The sequence below is a fragment of the Idiomarina sp. HB genome (assembly GCF_048059115.1).
Taxonomy (GTDB): domain Bacteria; phylum Pseudomonadota; class Gammaproteobacteria; order Enterobacterales; family Alteromonadaceae; genus Idiomarina; species Idiomarina abyssalis.
This window is the reverse complement of sequence record NZ_JAYLVU010000001.1, coordinates 843770-859715: the sequence shown is the minus strand read 5'-3', so window position 1 is coordinate 859715 and position 15946 is coordinate 843770. Positions and strand designations below refer to the sequence as shown.

The following is a 15946-nucleotide window of genomic DNA, read 5'->3' as shown; positions in this document are numbered from 1 at the left end:
AAATGAATATAAGAGATTCTTTAGTGTATGGAAGCCACTTTATTTTGGCTGGTGTTTTGCTTTTTAGCTCTGCCACGTTTGCAGATCAGGGAACAAGACTGTTAGCAACGGGCGGTGCCAGTACGTTAGAAGGAGCCGGGGGAGGCGGTATAGTTCCCTGGGCAACATTAAGCAGTTACGCAGGGAAAGGTCAATTTGGTGCTACGGTCAATTTAAGTGAAGTTGCTGTAGATGACTTTCGGTTAAGCGTACAGGGCGCCAGTGTCAGTTGGAATAACCGAATAGAATTGTCGTACGCGGAACAAACATTTGATCTGTCCACTATTGGTGGTGAGCTTAGTCAAAGTATTCTTGGTGCTAAAGTACGTTTGGCCGGCGACCTCATTTACGGCGATTTACCTCAAGTCAGTGTGGGCGCGCAGCACAAAAAGAACAATGACTATGCATTGCCTTCAGCCGTTGGTTCTCAGGATGACAGCAGTGTTGACTGGTATGTCAGTGCCGCAAAAGCCTGGTTGGATGGGCCTTTTCATCGTACCTGGGTCGCAAACTTAACCTTGCGTTCAAGCAAAGCGAATCAACTGGGTCTGTTGGGCTTTGGCGGAGACAAAGAAAACAGCAGGGACTGGCTGGCGGAAGCGTCGGTAGCGGCTTTTTTGAACCGTTATTGGGCTGTAGGTATTGAATACCGCCAGAAGCCCGATAACCTAAACTTCGCTGAAGAGCAGGACTGGAAAGATCTTTTTGTCGCTTACTTCCCAAATAAACATGTGTCCGTTGTTGGCGCTTACACTGACTTAGGTTCAATAGCGGGACTCGATGATCAAACCGGCTGGTATTTGTCTGTTCAGGCAGCTTTTTAAGGAGAAATTATGAGAATAGGTGTGTTACTGGCGGTGTTATTATTTGCTCCGCTTTCAATTGCCCAGAACTTGTATCAGCAGCTGGGAGAGAAAGAGGGTATTGAAACCGTTGTCGAAGAAATGCTTTACAGAGTGGGTGGCGATGACCGTATAGCTCATCATTTTACTGATGTGGACATTATGCGGGTGCATAAACTGATTAGTGAACAAATATGTGACGTTAGTGGTGGTCCATGTGACTACAGCGGAGATGATATGAAAACTTCGCATCGCAACATGGGCGTTACTAACGCGGACTTCAATGCGCTGGTGGAGCACCTAATAGCGGCAATGGAAAAGCATGATATACCGGTTGCGGCTCAGAATCAGTTACTGGGTCTGCTGGCGCCAATGCATGGCGATATTGTAGAAAACTAAAGGTACAGGGAAAAGATTGTGGCCCGCTCTGTGCGAGCCACCAATTGCTTATTAAACGTTAAAGCGGAAGTGAATAACATCGCCGTCTTTAACGATGTACTCTTTTCCTTCTAAACGCCATTTACCAGCATCTTTTGCACCTTGCTCACCATTATTGGCAATGTAGTCGTCATACCCAACGATTTCGGCACGAATAAAGCCTTTTTCGAAATCGGTGTGAATGCGTCCTGCTGCCTGAGGTGCCGTTGAGCCTACTTTCACTGTCCAGGCGCGAACTTCTTTTACGCCGGCAGTGAAGTATGTGTGCAGGTTTAACAGTTCGTAGCCACCACGAATAACGCGGTTCAAACCTGGCTCGTCCTGACCCAGTTCACTCAAAAACTCTTCTTTGTCGGCTTCGTCCAGTTCGGCTATTTCTGATTCAATAGCAGCACACACGGGAACAACAACAGCGTTTTCGGTTGCTGCAATTTCACGTACTTTATCCAGGTGTGGGTTGTTTTCAAAACCGTCTTCGTTGACGTTGGCAATGTACATGGTTGGCTTTAAAGTCAGCAAGTTGTAAGAGCGAATGGTTGCGCGCTCATCTTTGCTGAGCTCTACAGAGCGAGCCATTTTACCTTCATCAAGTGCCGGCTTCAGTTTTTCCAGGACCGCAATTTCTGCTTTGGCTTGTGCGTCACCGCCTTTCGCTTTTTTACTCAGACGGTACAAAGACTTATCAACAGAGTCTAAATCGGCGAGTGCCAACTCGGTGTTAATGGTGTCAATGTCATCGGCAGGGTCAATACCGCCACTGACATGCACAATATTGTCGTCTTCAAAGCAACGCACGACATGACCAATAGCGTCGGTTTCGCGAATGTTTGCTAAAAACTGGTTACCTAAACCTTCACCTTTGGAAGCGCCTTTAACTAACCCGGCGATATCAACAAACTCCATGGTTGTTGGAATAACGCGCTCGGGATTGACGATAGCGGCTAATTTATCCAGGCGAGGATCGGGAACAGGAACGACACCCGTATTTGGTTCGATGGTACAGAATGGAAAGTTTGCAGCTTCAATGCCTGCTTTTGTCAGTGCGTTGAAAAGTGTGGATTTACCCACATTTGGTAAACCAACGATACCACATCGAAATCCCATGAGAATTTAGCCTTTCTGTTCAGGGCGGTAGCTGTGCAGACGCTGCAGTGCAGGTCCCCAGCCGTCCACCATTAATGTGTCGATACTGCGGCTGGCTTCATCGATACAATCATCGATAAGCCGCTGTTCATTTGCTGAGGCTTTGCCTAAAACAAAACCCGTAACTTTCGTTTTATCGCCCGGGTGGCCAATACCAATGCGCAGTCGCATAAAGTCCTGGCTGCCCGTCTGGGCAATAATGTCTTTAATTCCGTTGTGCCCGCCGGCACCTCCACCTTTCTTAAACTTAGCAATGCCGGGTGGTAAATCGAGTTCATCGTATGCCACTAAAATTTCGCTAGCCGGTATTTTATAAAAGTTAGCTAGAGCCGCCACAGAGAAACCGCTGCGGTTCATAAAATTTTGTGGTAGTACAATGCGAAGATCATGAGCGCCTTGCTGCCAGCGTCCGATCAGGGCTTTGCTTTTTGTATCAGGGGAAAGTGTAATTGCGTGGCGTCTGCAGAAGTCTTCGACTAACCAGAAACCAGCGTTGTGGCGAGTTCGTTCATACTCGGGGCCCGGATTACCCAGGCCCACAAGTAGTTTTACTTCAGTTCCCATAACAGGAGACTGACTTACTCTTCGTCAGCGTCGTCTTTGCTGTTTTCAGCAGGAACGTCGCCAGGTGCTACTGTATCTTCTTCGGTCTCTTCTTTCTCGACACGAGGAGCAGTAATAGATACAACCGCCTGGTCGTGATCATCACCTTTAGTCAGTTCAACTAACTCAACGCCTTTAGGCAGTTTTAAGTCAGTCAGGTGAATTGTGTCACCAACGCTGAGCTCAGCAATATCAACTTCCAGGTACTCAGGTAAGTCTTTCGGCAATACAGTGATTTCTACGTCGTTGACGTGGTGAACAACAACACCGCCTTCTTCTTTAACACCCTTCGCAGTTGTCTCGTTTAAGAAATGCAGAGGTAAGTTAGTGTGAAGTTTGTGGCCTTTCTCAACGCGCTGGAAATCCAGGTGAGTCAATTTTGGCTTATACGGGTGACGCTGCATGTCTTTAAGGATTGCCTGATGCTTCTTACCATCAAACTCCAGCGTCAAAATGTGCGAATAAAAGGCTTCGAAGTCAGCCATGTTATTCACTTTGTTGTGGTCCAGTTCTAGTGCTACTGGCTCACCTTTACCACCATATAAAATTGCTGGTACTTTGTCCGCGTGACGCAGGCGGCGGCTCGCACCTTTCCCCTTGTCCGTACGGACGGTAGCTTTGATGTTAAAATCTAATTCAGCCATGATGTGGCCTCTCAATGTTTAAAGTTTTTTATTTGTCAGCACTCGCGACCAAGAGCTGACCCAGAAACTTAGAAACCGACAACGTGGCCGGTTTCTAAGGGCGCGCAATACTAGCACTGAGCGGTATTAATTACAACAATCAGTACTCGAACATTGCGGAAATGGACTCTTCATTACTTACCCGGCGAAGTGCTTCTGATAACATACCAGACAATGTCAGTTGGCTGACTTTACCGGTTGCTTTCATAGCGTCGCTTAGCGGCACGCTGTCTGTCACTATCACTTCATCAATATCTGAATCTTTGATGTTCTCTACGGCATTGCCTGAGAATACCGGGTGAGTTGCATAAGCGAACACACGTTTAGCGCCATGTGACTTCAATGCTTCTGCGGCTTTACACAAGGTTCCGCCGGTATCGATCATGTCATCAACAATGATGCAGTCACGGCCTTTAACGTCACCAATAATATGCATAACCTGCGATACGTTAGCAGAAGGGCGGCGCTTATCGATGATAGCTAAGTCAGTGTCATTCATAAGCTTGGCAAAAGCACGAGCACGGACGACGCCACCGATATCGGGAGAAACAACAACTGGGTTGTCAAAGTTTTGCTGACGCATGTGCTCTAATAACACCGGTGTTCCGAAAACGTTATCGACAGGCACATCGAAAAAGCCCTGAATTTGTTCAGCGTGTAAATCTACAGTCAACACTCGGTCAACACCAACGCTTGATAAGAAGTCTGCAACGACCTTTGCCGTAATTGGAACTCGAGCTGAACGAACCCGACGGTCCTGGCGAGCATAGCCAAAATAAGGCATAACGGCAGTGATACGGCCTGCTGATGCACGGCGCAGTGCATCGACCATCACAATGAGTTCCATCAGGTTGTCATTGGTCGGAGCGCAAGTAGATTGAAGAATAAAGACGTCGGAACCGCGGACGTTTTCGTTAATAGCGACGCTAATTTCGCCGTCACTAAAGCGACCAACGGATGCTTCACCAAGTTTGATATAAAGGCGATCGGCGATTTTCTGGGCTAGCTCCGGAGTGGCGTTGCCGGCGAAAAGTTTCATGTCAGGCACAACATACCTCGACTTTTATTGGGTTAATGTCTGGATAAGTGGTGAACGGTTCTGGCCTTGAGCGATAAATGAGCGTAACCCTCTAGGGACATGCTGCTGCGCTTCCTTTGCGGCTTGCCTTGTTTCAAATGAAGAAAAAAGACATGCTCCACTGCCAGTGAGCCGAGTCGGAGCGTATTCTAGCAAGGCACGACGCAACATAGCAACTTCGGTGTGTAGATCGCAGACCACTGGCTCAAATACATTAGTGACGTTTTGAGTGTCCCAGTTTTGGGCACTAACAACCGCGCAGTCTCGTTTTAGCTGTGGGTGAGAAAACAGCTCAGCTGTGCTTATGGAAACTTCGGGTTTTACCACTAAATACCAAAGTTCCGGTGGTGATACGTCGGTAAAAATATCGCCGATACCTTCGGCAAAGCATGCCTGCCCATGAATGAATACGGGAACATCTGCACCGAGCTTTCCACCAATTTTCTGCAACTCAGAAGATGAAAAGTGACTGCCCCATAGGCGGTTTAATCCAACTAAAGCAGTCGCAGCATTGGATGAACCTCCGCCCAGACCTGCACCTTGCGGCAGGTGTTTTATCAACTCAATAGTACAGCCGGGTAGTTGCTCAATGCCTTTTTCTTTGTATGCCTGCTTGAGTGCTGCCTGAGCTTTCCAAACCAAGTTTTCCTGTTCGGGTATTTGACTACTGTTATCAATTAAACGGAATTGTCCGTCAGTTTTGTCCGTGTGAAACTTAAGGGTGTCGCCATAGTCCAGAAACTGAAATACGGTTTGCAGATTGTGATACCCGTCCGGACGACGGCCTGTAATGTGCAAAAACAGGTTCAATTTTGCCGGTGCAGGGAGTGTTAATGTCGTTACTGCCATTGATTCACTTGCACCTTGATTAAGAGGTTTGAACTTTCTAAGTGTATTTGTTCGGGCAGGGTGAGCGTTTGGCTCTTACTTTGGTCGTAAAACCAGTTTATCTGCCAGTCTTGCCCCTGGTTAAACACCCGGGACTGAGACAGAGTGCCGTCGTTATGATAGCGGACGGCTTTCAGCGCTACAGTTTTTTTACCTATAACCCAGTTATGCAGCTGCTCAAAAGGAACGCTCGCACCGAGTATTTGGTAAAGCAGAGCATCGGCTGAAGGTGCCCATCGTTCTTCATTATCGGAACCAACTAACAGAGCGCCGCTGTCATCAATGGTTAATTTCGCTAACTGACCTTTTAACGGGTGGGAAAAACGAATGATTTGTTGGTGTGGCAAATAAGCCCAGTTGATATAAAAACTGTCACGCTCTTCTTTCTTTTTCTGGATAATAGCCATGCGGCCACTTAACGACCATTGTTGCAGCTGCTCTAATTGTTGCTGGTGAGCTTTGATAACTTGCTGGTTCACCTGGGTGCTGCTGCGTTGCTCTGGCGGGGTTGGTAGTGCGCACCCACTGAGCAAGGTAACGGTAACGAGATAAACCCAGAAAATTCGACGTTGAATCATATTTCTCTATTGGTGCAATCGGAATGCCAGTAGTTGACCAGAAAGCGCTGTGACTTTCAATGACTAAGGCTTTCACGTACAATCGGACAACTTAGATTTTGGCCGCGTTGGGATAACGAGTTTCACAGTCAGATGACCATTTCAGCTCTTGGAATTAATCACAAAACAGCATCGGTAGATTTGCGTGAGCAAGTCGCGTTTAGTGCCGAACAGCTCGACACTGCGTTGCAGGCCGTGCGTAACCTTCAAGGCGTTGAAGAAGCGGTTATTGTCTCTACTTGTAATCGTACAGAGCTGTATTGTCGCGGTGAAGTATCCGGTGACTTGCTATTGGGCTGGCTGACAGGTTTTCATAGCCTGTCTCCTGATGCTCTGGAAAATCATCACTATTTATTTCAGGGCGAACAAGCCATCACCCACCTTATGTCCGTTGCCAGCGGTTTAGACTCTCTGGTGCTTGGCGAACCGCAAATTCTGGGGCAGGTAAAGCAAGCGTACCAGGCCGCTAAACGACAAGCTTCTGTCGGTGGCATTCTCGAGCGTTTGTTCCAGCAAACTTTCCGGGTAGCAAAAACCGTAAGAAATGAAACTGCAGTTGGTCAGAATGCGGTTTCGGTAGCCTATGCTGCCGTTTCTATGGCGCGCCATATTTTTGCCAACTTACAGAACTCAAAAGTCTTGCTTATTGGTGCCGGCGATACATCCGAGCTCGTTGCTCAGCATTTAAAGCAGCAAGGTGTCAGCGAAATTATTGTCGCTAACAGAACCTTGCAGCGTGCACGTGAAATGGCTGAGAGAGTCGGGGCCACAGCACACAGTTTATCGGAGCTTTCTGAGTTACTACCACAGGCCGATATTGTTGTCAGTTCAACTGCCAGTACTCTGCCTATTGTGGGTAAGGGCAGTATTGAAAAAGCGCTGAAAAAACGTCGTCACAGGCCTATGTTATTGATAGATTTAGCGGTTCCCCGAGATATAGAAGAACAGGTTAACGAACTGGACGACGCCTACCTTTATACCGTGGATGACTTGCAAAGCATTATTAGCGAAAACATTCGCAACCGTGAACAGGCGGCGCGTGAAGCGCAAGTCATTATCCAGCAGCAGACTCAAGAGTTTAATGACTGGCTGAAATCTCTTAACAGTGTTGAGCTTGTGCGAGAGTACCGGACACATACGCGAACTCTGGCCGACGAGCAGTTAAAAAAGGCGCTGGCCCAACTTGAGCAGGGTAAAGACCCGGCTGAAGTTCTGCAAAGGTTCAGTCACCGTCTGGTGCAGCAGTTAACGCACAAACCGACAAACTTATTAAAATCTGCCGGCGAAAATAACGATCAATACACGCTGGCCGTTTTGCAACAACTTTGGTCAGAGCCATCCTCTGACCCATCAGAAGGCAAATAAAAACATGTTGAATCCATCCATTGAACGCAAACTAGAAGGCTTAGTTGAGCGTTATCAGGAAGTGCAGGCTTTATTGGGTGAGCCCGATGTGATCAGCGATCAAAACCGTTTCCGTGCTTTATCTCGCGAATATTCTCAACTGGAAGAAGTGGTCGGGTGCTTTGAAGAGTACCGCCAGAACCAGGATGATCAAGCCGCAGCCAAAGATATGGCTGAGGATGATGACGCAGAGATGCGAGAAATGGCGGCAGAAGAGCTGAAGCAAGCCAAAGAAGCAGAAGAAGATCTGGAAAACCGCCTGCAGCTGTTGCTGTTGCCTAAAGACCCGAACGACGACCGTTCATGCTACTTAGAGATTCGGGCCGGTGCCGGTGGTGATGAAGCTTCAATATTTGCTGGTGACTTATTCCGTATGTACAGCCGTTACGCAGAAAAAAATGGTTGGAAAGTGAATATTGTCAGTGCCAGTGATGGCGAACACGGCGGTTATAAAGAAATTATTGCGCATATGAGTGGTGACGGTGTTTACGGTCGAATGAAGTTTGAATCGGGCGGCCACCGCGTACAACGTGTTCCCGAAACAGAGTCGCAGGGTCGTATTCATACTTCAGCTTGTACCGTAGCGGTGTTGCCGGAAATTCCGGAAGCCGAAGCTGTTGAAATTAACCCGGCCGACTTACGTGTTGATACTTACCGCGCCTCAGGAGCGGGTGGTCAGCACGTTAACCGTACCGATTCAGCGATTCGCCTTACCCACTTACCGACAGGGGTGGTCGTTGAGTGTCAGGAAGAGCGTTCTCAACATAAAAACCGGGCGAAAGCCATGTCGGTTTTGCAGGCAAGAATACAGCGTCTGGAAGACGAGAAGCGCCAGGCTGAAGAAGACAGCACGCGTCGTAACTTAGTGGGCAGTGGTGACCGTTCGGAGCGTATCCGTACATACAACTATCCGCAGAGCCGTGTTACAGACCACCGCATTAACCTTACCTTGTACCGATTAGATGAAGTGCTAACCGGCGATATCGACTTAATACTCGATGCAATCATTACTGAGCATCAAGCCGATCAACTGGCGGCGTTGTCTGAAGGACAGCAATGACACTACAGCAGGCGATAATCTGGGGCAGAGAGCAGTTGAGTCAAAGCGAAGACGCGGCTGCTGATGTATCTGCCTTACTTTGTTATGTGTTGAATAAAGAAAAAGCCTATCTTCTGACCTGGCCTGAAAAAGAACTCACGGCTGAGCAGCTTGAGCATTATCGGAGCGTTATTGCAGCTCGCTATAAGGGGCGTCCGGTGGCTCATATAACCGGTCGCCGCGAGTTTTGGTCACTGATGCTTGAAGTTAACGACAGCACTTTGATCCCCCGGCCTGACACCGAAACCCTGGTTGAAGCCGCCCTTAGCCTGGAGCTTCCTGAAAACGCCCGTGTGCTCGATTTAGGTACAGGAACCGGAGCGGTGGCACTGGCGCTAAAGTCGGAACGCCCCGGGTGGCAGGTCATGGCTTGTGACAGCAATGAAGCAGCCGTTGAACTGGCTAAGCGTAATAGTAAAAAATTAGGCTTAGATGTTGATATTTTGTACAGCGACTGGTTTCAATCTGTGCCAAAGTCGCTTAACTTTGACTTGGTGCTATCCAACCCACCTTATATTGATGCTGGCGATCCACATTTAGGCGCAGGGGATGTTAGATTTGAACCCCATACGGCATTAGTTGCAGAAAATAATGGTTTAGCCGATATTGAGACTATTATAAAACAGGCTAATGAACGTTTAGTTGAACAGGGCTGGTTACTACTTGAGCAAGGATGGCAACAGGCAGATAGTGTCGTTGAGCTGTTGTTGAAAAATGGTTATAAAATGATTAACCGTTGGCAGGATTATGCTAGGGTAGAACGAGTTACCGGTGGGAAGAAAGCCAGGGCGGAGAGAGAATAATAATGAGCAATCAGTTTATGTTTGCTGACGAAGCCAGCCAGCAAACCACAAAATTACCGACAGAATACTGGAAAATTCTGATTGTCGACGACGAACCAGAGGTGCACGCCGTAACCAAACTGGCCTTAAACGACTTTAATTTTTTAGGTCGGGGGTTAAAGTTTTACAGTGCTTTTTCTGGTGAAGAAGCGCGGCAATTAATCGATGAACACCCTGATGCGGCAATACTGTTACTGGACGTCGTCATGGAAACAGACGACGCCGGACTGCAGGTGGCGCGCTATATTCGCGAACAGGCAGACAACCACTTTACCCGCATTATTCTGCGAACCGGGCAGCCGGGGCAAGCGCCAGAGCGCACGGTTATCGTTAATTACGATATTAACGACTATAAGTCTAAGACAGAACTTACGGCGCAAAAACTCTTTACCGCAGTCATGTCATCGTTGCGTTCATACCGCGATATTATGTCGATTGACCAAAGCCGTCACGGGCTTGAAAAAATCATCTCAGCTTCTGCGAACCTTTACGCTTTACAGCCAATGAACAGCTTTGTTGATGGTTTAGTGCAACAACTCAGTTGGGTTATTGGCGGGGCAAAGCAGACGCTTTATGCAACGTCTAACGAAGACGGCTCCACCTATAAAGTTCTGGCCGCTCATGGTGAAGACTCGAAAGTTTGTGTCGGGCAAACGTTACGCTCTGTTATCCCGTCAAAAGCTTTGTCAGAACTTGAGCATGTTATTGCGAACCATGGTTCCTATTATGGCGACGACTTCGTACTTTTATATTGCCGCAGTCACTGTCGTGCACATGGATCCGTTTTGTTTATCGGAGGCTTGTCTCGCCCTCTGACCGCAGACGATCATCACGTTCTTCAATTGTTTTCAGAGAACGTCCAACTGGCACAGGATAACGTTGTGTGCCTGGAAGATTCCGATAAATTCCTGGCGCGCTTAGCGGATCAGCTCATGCTTCACCATGCAAGCCAGTTTAATCGTGTTCTTGAGCAAGACAATGAAGTTCGTTTGACTTACGAAATAGCACAACGGGTTGTTGCAGATGACGCGGAAACGACCGCATTAGCCTGGTCATTGTTCGCACAAGCTCGGCCATTACTCGATTGCGCAACTGATGCCGCAGCTGCCGTAGAAACAACCTGTCAGCAGCGTGTTGCACGTTCACTGAGAGCATTAGCGCATGGTGAGCATGAAGCAACACAGAGTGCCCACAGAGCATTAATAGAAAGGCTTGAGCGGTGGGACGGACTGGGTTTACCGGAAGGTAAACAAGGTTCCGATATTGCAATAAGTACTCAAGTTTTGTTATTAACTGAGCAGCTCCTGGAATGGTGGGAGAGTGGCATCAGCGATGACGATATTACAGTACGGTTGAACGATGAAAAAGGTCGCTACTATTCACCCAAGTTTCTTGATGTAGTGATTAAAGCCCTGCCTGAACTTAGAAAAATTTAATTAAATAATAAGAGGTTACTTGTGTACACTGCTTTTAAACACTTACATGTATTGTTTGTGCTGATTTCGATCAGCCTTTTTTTATTCCGTTTCGTACTGCAATTAATTGACTCGCCATTAGTTAAAAAGAAGTGGTTAAAAATAGTCCCTCACGTTAACGACACCTTATTGCTGCTTAGCGCCGTTGGTATCATGGTGAGCTTAAGTATGTACCCAATTCAGGTTCCCTGGCTAACGGACAAAGTGATAGGTGTTATTGCTTACATTGGCTTTGGCGTATTAGCCATGAAAGGAAAGACAGCTGGCGCTCGCTGGCTTGGGTTTATTGGCGCCTGTGGCTGGATAGCATTTCTGCTGCACGTTGCAATGTCAAAACAAGCACTTATTGCCGGTTAATTTAAGGGAATATTTATGTTGGCGCCTGAATCAGTTGTTTCTCAAACCAATGCGTTAATTACCAACGACGGAGTTGTTGCCGGACTATTATTTGCAATTCTCGGTTTCGTTTTTTATACCAACACCAGTGAACATCCTGCTTTCAAAAAGTTTTACCGTTTTGTTCCTGCGTTGTTGCTTTGTTATTTTCTGCCGTCTTTATTGAATACCTTTGGTATTGTTGACGGAAACCAGACAGCAGTAACCGATATTGCTATGGATTACCTGTTACCTGCCTGTATGGTTTTATTGACCTTAAGTCTGGATGTTAAAGCCGTTTTAGGTCTTGGTTCTAAGGCTCTTATTCTGTTTTTAACCGGTACCTTCGGTATTGTGATTGGTGGTCCAATTGCTTTGCTACTGGTTTCTACTCTGTTTCCGGAAATGATAGGCGGAGCAGGGCCTGATGCTGTCTGGCGCGGAATGACAACAATTGCCGGAAGCTGGATTGGCGGTGGTGCGAACCAGGCCGCAATGAAAGAAGTGTATGAAGTGGGTGGCGATATTTTTTCCGCCATGGTCACTGTTGATATTATTGTCGCCAACCTCTGGATGGCAGTATTGCTGTATATGGCTGCAAACTCTAAGAAGATAGACGCTCGTACGGGTGCAGATACATCGGCTATCGACAATATTCGCCACAGAGTTGAAAAGTATGAAGCCGAGCATGTCAGAAACCCCAGCCTACGCGACTTGATGCTCATTTTAGCTATTGGCTTTGGTGTTGCTGGTTTGGCGCATTTATTAGCTGACTGGATTGCACCGGCAATAGCGACGAATTACCCGGCATTGAGTAAATTCAGTTTAGACAGCTTATTCTTCTGGGTGATTGTGCTTGCAACTGCTGGCGGTATCGCGCTGTCCTTTACCCGGGCCCGGTCAATGGAAGCTGCCGGCGCCTCGAAAATTGGCTCAGTTTTCGTCTATGTTCTGGTTGCCAGCATAGGCCTGCATATGGATGTCACAAAAATTGTGGAAACACCGAAGTATTTCTTAATTGGTGCTATCTGGATGATCATCCACGCTGGCTTGATGCTATTGGTGGCAAAACTGCTGCGCGCTCCGGTGTTTTATATGGCGGTTGGCAGTCAGGCGAACGTTGGTGGTGCGGCGTCAGCACCCGTTGTGGCCTCAGCTTTTCATCCTTCATTAGCGCCGGTTGGTGTATTATTAGCGGTAATGGGGTATGCGCTGGGAACTTACATGGCGTACTTTGCAGGCCAGATCTTACGTGTTGTTGGTAGCTAATCGCAGGAGTTTAGGATGATCAAAGAATTGCAGCTGGGCGACATTCAAATTGCAAATGACAAGCCGTTTGTTTTATTTGGCGGAATGAATGTGCTGGAGTCTCGTGACTTAGCCCTGCGAATTGCCGAACATTATGTGGAAGTAACCAGCAAACTGGGTATTCCATACGTGTTTAAGGCATCATTTGATAAAGCTAACCGGTCGTCCATTCATTCATTTCGCGGACCCGGCCTGGAAGAGGGCTTACGCATTTTTGAAGAGGTAAAGCAGCAGTTTAACGTGCCTCTTATTACCGACGTCCACGAGCCCCATCAGGCGGCCCCGGTAGCGGAAGTGGTTGATGTATTACAGCTTCCTGCGTTTCTTGCGCGACAGACTGACCTGGTGGTTGCCATGGCGGAAACTGGCGCTATGGTTAACATTAAAAAGCCACAGTTTCTCGCGCCGCATGAAATGAAGCACATCATCAAAAAGTTTGCAGAAGCGGGCAACGAAAAAATCATGTTATGTGAGCGTGGCTCAAGCTTTGGTTACAACAACCTGGTTGTTGATATGCTTGGCATGGATGATATGAAGCCCATGGCGCCGGTTATCTTTGACGCTACTCATGCCTTGCAACGTCCGGGAGGACGAGCTGACTCAGCCGATGGTCGGCGGGCACAGGCTGCACAACTGGCTCGCTCTGGTATGTCATTGGGTATTGCCGGTTTGTTCATTGAAGCTCATCCTAACCCCGATGAAGCCAAGTGCGATGGACCCTGCGCGTTACCTTTACATGCGTTAGAGCCTTATTTGCAGCAAATGAAAGCCATTGACGACTTAGTGAAGTCATTTGCGCCTTTAGATACGTCTAACTGACACTATGTCATTGCAAAGCAATCAATCCTTACGGCAAACGCCGCTTGATAGTCGACAGGCCATTAAGCTACTGCTAAAAGCGGTGGGCGGATTGATTGCGCTGCTTTCTATTGCGTTGCTTGCCCCTTTCGTTATGGCGGTTGTCAGCGGCGAGAAAGAGCAATGGACCTATTTAACGCTCTCTATTATTGGCTTGGTTGTTGGCTTGGTTTTATTTCTGCAGCCAGTTGGCGATGCTAAGCTCAGAGCTCGACAAGTCTTCTTGCTGACCTCGTTGTGTTGGGTGTCAGCCAGCTTATTCGCAACCTTGCCTTTTATTTTTGCGAAGCCTTATCTCGATTTCTCAAGCGCCTGGTTTGAAGCCATGTCGGCTATTACCACAACCGGTGCAACGGTTATTTCAGGGTTGGATGATCTACCCGCCAGTGTACTGTTGTGGCGCGCTATGCTGCAGTGGCTAGGTGGTATTGGAATCATCGTAATGGCAATGGCAATTTTACCTTTCCTCCAAGTGGGGGGGATGCGCCTGTTCCAGGCCGAATCATCCGATATGTCGGGCAAGTTTATGCCGCGCTCAAGCCATATGGTTATGGCAATAGGACGAGTGTACCTCATATTAACGGCGGCGGTTATTGGTCTGTATTTAATTGGCGGAATGGGCAGTTTTGACGCTTTTGTCCACGGCATGACGACTATTGGCACTGCCGGTTTCTCAAACTACGATGCCTCTTTTGGGCACTTTTCTGATACCCCATTCCTGGTTGTAACGGGCACCATTTTTATGGTGGCCGGGGCACTGCCCTTTGTGCTTTATATACGGTTGCTGAAAAGAGACTTTGAACCGCTTTGGAAAGACACTCAGGTGCGCGCCTTTGTAACTTTTCTGCTTATTGCTATTGCGTTGATTACTTTGGTGCAAATAGCCAAAGGTCGGGAATTTGGCGATGCGTTAATGCACACTGCTTTTAACGTGGTGTCGGTGGTAACAACAACGGGGTACGCAACAGAAGACTACGGCAGTTGGGGAAGCTGGTCGTTAATGGTCTTCTTCTATTTGATGTTTATTGGTGGTTGTACCGGTTCAACTTCCGGTGGCATGAAAATTTTCCGTTTTCAGTTGTCACAACTTTTATTAAGAAAGCAGTTCAGCCAGTTAATTCATCCTAACCTGGTTAGTGTGCAAACTTATCAGGAGCGCCGGGTCAACGACTCGCTGCTGGGCTCTATGGTTGCTTTCTGTTTTATGTACTTTCTTCTTATAGCCGTTATAGCGCTGGGTTTGTCGTTATTTGACCTCGACTTTTTGACAGCAATATCCGGTGCTGCCTCGGCGGTGGGTAACGTCGGCCCTGGTTTAGGCGAAATTATAGGTCCGGCAGGTAACTTCTCAAGCCTGGACGGCGGCGCTAAATTGCTGCTTATTTTTGCAATGTTGGCGGGTCGTCTTGAAATTATGACCGTACTTATTCTGTTCCACCGTCATTACTGGCGGCATTAAATCTTATGCAATTAAGTTTACGCGGCAGATCAAAATAAATTCAGCGAACACTTGCACGCTGAAACGACATGAATTAGATTAAACGCATGTTTAAATCATGCGTTTATTTATTTCATGGCAGCACGCATTTCGACTCAAAAGAAAATACTCAACGCCGCAGAAATGCTTTTTTCCAGAGATGGATTTGAGCAAACCTCTTTACGGCAAATCACGCAGGAGGCGGGGGTTAACCTTGCCTCTGTCAATTATCACTTTGGTTCAAAAAAAGCGCTTATTCAAGCGGTAATGGCACGCTATTTAGTTATTTTTATGCCCGTTTTGGAAGAACAGCTGCAACAGGCTGAACAGCAAAGCGAGTTAAAAACAGAAGAACTGTTTAAGCGTTTCAAAATACCGCTGGCAAAGTTAACTGAGGTTAATAAACAAGGGCCGGATATCTTTTTAAGATTACTCGGCTTTGCTTATTCTGAAATTCAGGGGCATTTGCGCAAATATACTCAGCAAGAGTTTGGCGGTGTATTGCAGCATTTATTAGCTCTGTTAAAGCGCGCAAATCCACATTTAGATGAGCAACAAATGTTTTGGCGTCTACACTTTATATTAGGCGCCGCCGTTTTTGCTCAAGTATCGGGGCAGGCTTTAATTGAAATTGCTCAGTCGGAATTTAATGAAAAGGTTGAGGCGCAGGACGTCATTGATCAGCTCATACCTTTTGTTTCCGGCGGGCTTGAAGAAGCGTAAAGATACCGTTGTAAGTTCGAGATTTGACGACACTTTTATTGTGATGGTGCACTG

17 protein-coding genes are annotated in these 15946 nt (G+C 47.4%); 11 read left to right on the top strand and 6 right to left on the bottom strand.

Annotated elements, in window-relative coordinates; all coding sequences use genetic code 11:
- The first annotated feature begins 2 nt into the window (after window positions 1-2).
- Window positions 3-863: a DUF3034 family protein gene (locus VBY75_RS04345; protein WP_416511210.1), complete on the top strand. Its 861-nt coding sequence runs from the start codon at window positions 3-5 to the stop codon at window positions 861-863.
- Window positions 864-872: 9 nt separating this feature from the next.
- Window positions 873-1280 (top strand): group I truncated hemoglobin, encoded by a 408-nt coding sequence (locus tag VBY75_RS04340; RefSeq protein WP_199494752.1) that lies wholly within the window; start codon window positions 873-875, stop codon window positions 1278-1280.
- A 51-nt stretch (window positions 1281-1331) separates the two neighbouring features.
- Here VBY75_RS04340 and ychF read toward each other — a convergent pair whose 3' ends face one another.
- From ychF to lolB, 6 genes are all read right to left on the bottom strand, one after another.
- Window positions 1332-2423 carry a redox-regulated ATPase YchF gene (gene ychF, locus VBY75_RS04335; protein WP_054487137.1) on the bottom strand — a complete coding sequence of 364 codons (1092 nt, stop codon included), beginning with the start codon at window positions 2421-2423 and terminating at the stop codon, window positions 1332-1334.
- A gap of 6 nt (window positions 2424-2429) precedes the next feature.
- Window positions 2430-3026 carry an aminoacyl-tRNA hydrolase gene (pth, locus tag VBY75_RS04330; RefSeq protein ID WP_416511207.1) on the bottom strand — a complete coding sequence of 199 codons (597 nt, stop codon included), beginning with the start codon at window positions 3024-3026 and terminating at the stop codon, window positions 2430-2432.
- 14 nt (window positions 3027-3040) lie between these two features.
- On the bottom strand, window positions 3041-3709 hold the full coding sequence (locus VBY75_RS04325; RefSeq protein WP_199494750.1) for a 50S ribosomal protein L25/general stress protein Ctc: 669 nt from the start codon (window positions 3707-3709) through the stop codon (window positions 3041-3043).
- Between the two features lie 139 nt (window positions 3710-3848).
- On the bottom strand, window positions 3849-4796 hold the full coding sequence (locus tag VBY75_RS04320; protein ID WP_199494749.1) for a ribose-phosphate pyrophosphokinase: 948 nt from the start codon (window positions 4794-4796) through the stop codon (window positions 3849-3851).
- A gap of 15 nt (window positions 4797-4811) precedes the next feature.
- Complete coding sequence (gene ispE, locus VBY75_RS04315; protein ID WP_416511204.1) at window positions 4812-5675, bottom strand: 4-(cytidine 5'-diphospho)-2-C-methyl-D-erythritol kinase; 864 nt, start codon at window positions 5673-5675, stop codon at window positions 4812-4814.
- Entirely contained in the window at window positions 5666-6292 is a 627-nt protein-coding gene (gene lolB / locus VBY75_RS04310; protein WP_054487148.1) for a lipoprotein insertase outer membrane protein LolB, read from the bottom strand. The genes ispE and lolB overlap by 10 nt, the downstream gene beginning before the upstream one ends.
- A 132-nt stretch (window positions 6293-6424) precedes the next feature.
- Between lolB and hemA the strand changes: the two genes are divergently transcribed.
- The 9 genes from hemA to VBY75_RS04265 all read left to right on the top strand — a co-directional run bounded on the left by hemA (window position 6425) and on the right by VBY75_RS04265 (window position 15892).
- Window positions 6425-7696, top strand: a complete 1272-nt coding sequence (gene hemA / locus VBY75_RS04305; protein ID WP_054487150.1) for a glutamyl-tRNA reductase — start codon at window positions 6425-6427, stop codon at window positions 7694-7696.
- 4 nt (window positions 7697-7700) lie between these two features.
- Window positions 7701-8795, top strand: coding sequence for a peptide chain release factor 1 (prfA, locus tag VBY75_RS04300; protein WP_404813274.1), 1095 nt, complete (start codon window positions 7701-7703; stop codon window positions 8793-8795).
- Entirely contained in the window at window positions 8792-9637 is an 846-nt protein-coding gene (prmC, locus tag VBY75_RS04295) for a peptide chain release factor N(5)-glutamine methyltransferase (RefSeq protein WP_416511202.1), read from the top strand. Before prfA ends, prmC begins: the two co-directional genes overlap by 4 nt.
- A gap of 2 nt (window positions 9638-9639) precedes the next feature.
- Complete coding sequence (locus tag VBY75_RS04290) at window positions 9640-11112, top strand: DUF3369 domain-containing protein (protein WP_054487157.1); 1473 nt, start codon at window positions 9640-9642, stop codon at window positions 11110-11112.
- Window positions 11113-11133: 21 nt separating this feature from the next.
- Complete coding sequence (locus VBY75_RS04285) at window positions 11134-11508, top strand: SirB2 family protein (protein ID WP_054487160.1); 375 nt, start codon at window positions 11134-11136, stop codon at window positions 11506-11508.
- A gap of 15 nt (window positions 11509-11523) precedes the next feature.
- Window positions 11524-12795, top strand: coding sequence for a DUF819 domain-containing protein (locus VBY75_RS04280; RefSeq protein ID WP_199494746.1), 1272 nt, complete (start codon window positions 11524-11526; stop codon window positions 12793-12795).
- A gap of 15 nt (window positions 12796-12810) precedes the next feature.
- Window positions 12811-13653 carry a 3-deoxy-8-phosphooctulonate synthase gene (gene kdsA / locus VBY75_RS04275; RefSeq protein WP_054487165.1) on the top strand — a complete coding sequence of 281 codons (843 nt, stop codon included), beginning with the start codon at window positions 12811-12813 and terminating at the stop codon, window positions 13651-13653.
- A 4-nt stretch (window positions 13654-13657) separates the two neighbouring features.
- Window positions 13658-15151, top strand: a complete 1494-nt coding sequence (locus VBY75_RS04270) for a TrkH family potassium uptake protein (RefSeq protein ID WP_271331529.1) — start codon at window positions 13658-13660, stop codon at window positions 15149-15151.
- Between the two features lie 114 nt (window positions 15152-15265).
- The gene (locus tag VBY75_RS04265) at window positions 15266-15892 is read left to right on the top strand and encodes a TetR/AcrR family transcriptional regulator (protein WP_054487168.1); all 627 of its coding nucleotides are present in this window, start codon (window positions 15266-15268) and stop codon (window positions 15890-15892) included.
- The last annotated feature ends 54 nt before the right edge of the window (window positions 15893-15946 follow it).

What these genes read in the sequence shown, in the direction of transcription:
- VBY75_RS04345 (WP_416511210.1), top strand. Translation starts at nt 3, where the DNA reads ATGAATATAAGAGATTCTTTAGTGTATGGAAGCCACTTTATTTTGGCT.
- VBY75_RS04340 (WP_199494752.1), top strand. Translation starts at nt 873, where the DNA reads ATGAGAATAGGTGTGTTACTGGCGGTGTTATTATTTGCTCCGCTTTCA.
- ychF (WP_054487137.1), bottom strand. Translation starts at nt 2,423, where the DNA reads ATGGGATTTCGATGTGGTATCGTTGGTTTACCAAATGTGGGTAAATCC.
- pth (WP_416511207.1), bottom strand. Translation starts at nt 3,026, where the DNA reads ATGGGAACTGAAGTAAAACTACTTGTGGGCCTGGGTAATCCGGGCCCC.
- VBY75_RS04325 (WP_199494750.1), bottom strand. Translation starts at nt 3,709, where the DNA reads ATGGCTGAATTAGATTTTAACATCAAAGCTACCGTCCGTACGGACAAG.
- ispE (WP_416511204.1), bottom strand. Translation starts at nt 5,675, where the DNA reads ATGGCAGTAACGACATTAACACTCCCTGCACCGGCAAAATTGAACCTG.
- lolB (WP_054487148.1), bottom strand. Translation starts at nt 6,292, where the DNA reads ATGATTCAACGTCGAATTTTCTGGGTTTATCTCGTTACCGTTACCTTG.
- hemA (WP_054487150.1), top strand. Translation starts at nt 6,425, where the DNA reads ATGACCATTTCAGCTCTTGGAATTAATCACAAAACAGCATCGGTAGAT.
- prfA (WP_404813274.1), top strand. Translation starts at nt 7,701, where the DNA reads ATGTTGAATCCATCCATTGAACGCAAACTAGAAGGCTTAGTTGAGCGT.
- prmC (WP_416511202.1), top strand. Translation starts at nt 8,792, where the DNA reads ATGACACTACAGCAGGCGATAATCTGGGGCAGAGAGCAGTTGAGTCAA.
- VBY75_RS04290 (WP_054487157.1), top strand. Translation starts at nt 9,640, where the DNA reads ATGAGCAATCAGTTTATGTTTGCTGACGAAGCCAGCCAGCAAACCACA.
- VBY75_RS04280 (WP_199494746.1), top strand. Translation starts at nt 11,524, where the DNA reads ATGTTGGCGCCTGAATCAGTTGTTTCTCAAACCAATGCGTTAATTACC.
- kdsA (WP_054487165.1), top strand. Translation starts at nt 12,811, where the DNA reads ATGATCAAAGAATTGCAGCTGGGCGACATTCAAATTGCAAATGACAAG.
- VBY75_RS04270 (WP_271331529.1), top strand. Translation starts at nt 13,658, where the DNA reads ATGTCATTGCAAAGCAATCAATCCTTACGGCAAACGCCGCTTGATAGT.
- VBY75_RS04265 (WP_054487168.1), top strand. Translation starts at nt 15,266, where the DNA reads ATGGCAGCACGCATTTCGACTCAAAAGAAAATACTCAACGCCGCAGAA.